The sequence below is a fragment of the Endozoicomonas sp. SESOKO1 genome (genome assembly GCF_024606265.1).
Lineage (GTDB): Bacteria > Pseudomonadota > Gammaproteobacteria > Pseudomonadales > Endozoicomonadaceae > Endozoicomonas.
The window spans coordinates 1-1,533 of the sequence record NZ_JAHHPP010000312.1 but is presented as its reverse complement, the minus strand read 5'-3'; the positions used below and the strand labels follow the sequence as shown (position 1 = coordinate 1,533).

The following is a 1,533-nucleotide window of genomic DNA, read 5'->3' as shown; positions in this document are numbered from 1 at the left end:
CTTGTTGCTTATATCACCGCCCGACTGGGCGATGCTTTACGCAGGTTTTGGTAAAGCGCTGCTAATCTATATTATCAGTCATAACCGGCCAATGTCAGAGCTTCTCAACCCGGTATTTAAAGATATCGATGCTGTCTATAAGAGCGAGTTTGCTGATATGACGGAGATTCCGGTTTCTCTGGAAGAACTGCAATCGGTCAGGCAGCAGCTAGTTGAACAAATACACATAGGGCTGACCAGCGAAGAAAAACAGTTCTTGCTCTCTTTTAAGGGGGGAGAGCCTGATTGGTCACTGCTTGGTATCGGTGGAGCTGAGACATTACCAGCCGTTAAGTGGAAACAGCATAACTTATCCAGAATGCCGAAGAATAAATTGCAAAGGGCCTACGAAAAACTGGCTGAAGTATTGGGTGTAGATGAGTAAGTGTCGTTTAATAAGGGCGAGAAATTACTCGATTGATGTCAATCTATACGACAAATTGTTTTTATGGGCTTTACAACCTACGCATAGTCTACAAATGGCATCGATTTCGGTCGATATTTGTACTTTTGTTCTATAATGATAAGGGTAAATAAATCAATAATAATCAGTGGTTTACGGAGATATTTTAAATGCGTCAAATATTAAATATGTACCAAAGTACCTCTCCTGAGGCAGAGGTCAGAGGTTCGAATCCTCTCGGGTGCGCGATAAAAAGATACTACTTCTGACGTGATAAAAGGGGCCGGGATTTTCTCAGATATTTGGTGATGAAATCCACACCAAAGGACGAGGAGCCAGGAAAATAGCAGCATATGAACAAACACTCAAGCGGAGCGCTCCGCGCGCTCCTGTCTTATATCACCGCCCGATTGGGCGATGCGTTACGACGGGCTTGGTAAAGGTAAAGCAAAACCTTATCAGGTAAGGCAGGTCTTGCAGGCAATTGAGAGAGTGGAGGATGAAGACAATGAATAAACCCACCGACAAATACACCTATCGGGTGATGTGGTCTGAAGAAGATCAGGAATATATTGGACTGTGTGCAGAGTTTCCAAGCCTGAGTTGGCTGGAAGAAGACCCGATAGCGTCGCTATCAGGTCTTCGAAAACTGGTACTAGAAACAATTGCCGACCTGCAAAAAGCGGATGAACCCATTCCCGAACCATTTTCCATCAGAGACTACAGCGGAAAGGTATTACTAAGGGTACCACCAGAAACCCACCGTCATTTGGTCATTCAAGCAGCAGAAGCAGGCGTCAGCCTGAACCGTTACATTGCCAGCAAGTTATAATTATTTTGTTGTATATGTGTTGACGCTACTATTGAAGAATAGGACGCCCACAAATTCGATTACTAATGACAAATTTATGGGTATCCTTTTCTCTTCGGAAGCCGAGATCAGGTTGACCAGGGTTCAAAATTTCCTGGTCTTTCTAATAGACGGCATTGGATGTGCATAATGAAAGACCTGACCCCGATTTTCCATTTGGATGTGCATAATGAAAGACCTGACCCCGATTTTTCATAATGAAAGACCTGACCCCGATTTT

Annotated in this window: 1 protein-coding gene and 1 pseudogene; both read left to right on the top strand. The window is 43.8% G+C overall.

All coding sequences use genetic code 11. From position 1 onward, the window contains the following. Nucleotides 1–424 (top strand): annotated as a pseudogene (locus tag KDK13_RS14010) (hypothetical protein); the annotation flags it as partial. Nucleotides 425–950: 526 nt separating this feature from the next. Next, entirely contained in the window at nt 951–1,274 is a 324-nt protein-coding gene (locus tag KDK13_RS14005; protein ID WP_257285595.1) for a type II toxin-antitoxin system HicB family antitoxin, read from the top strand. The last annotated feature ends 259 nt before the right edge of the window (nt 1,275–1,533 follow it).

Excerpts from the sequence above, each read along its gene's own strand:
- KDK13_RS14005 (WP_257285595.1), top strand. The coding sequence starts at position 951 with ATGAATAAACCCACCGACAAATACACCTATCGGGTGATGTGGTCTGAA.